Source organism: Pontibacter sp. HSC-14F20, from assembly GCF_019599265.1.
Taxonomy (GTDB): domain Bacteria; phylum Bacteroidota; class Bacteroidia; order Cytophagales; family Hymenobacteraceae; genus Pontibacter.
In genome coordinates, this window is record NZ_JAHZTC010000093.1 from 1 (window position 1) to 231 (window position 231).

1 protein-coding gene is annotated in these 231 nt (G+C 58.0%); it reads right to left on the reverse strand.

Annotated features, from left to right (window positions below; translation table 11 throughout):
- On the reverse strand, window positions 1-231 hold a 231-nt coding region (locus K3G39_RS20640), incomplete at both ends, for a transposase (RefSeq protein WP_220628050.1).

A 231-nucleotide genomic window follows, 5' to 3' on the forward strand; every position in this document is an offset into this window, starting at 1 on the left:
CCGTCTTGCTGATCAGAAGGTTCAGCAGGTCGGTGTCCTTTAAGCGGAGCTTGCGGAACTTGGTCAGGGAGCTGGGGTTGATCAGAGCCTCCTCGGGCGAGAGCTCGAGAAAGTATTTGAAGGACATGTCGTAGCGCGAGCGCTCCACCACGTCCACATCGGAGAGGGTGTAGATGGTCTTCTGCTGCAAGTACTTGAACATGCGCTCCGGGCTTTCGGCGCTGCGGCCAT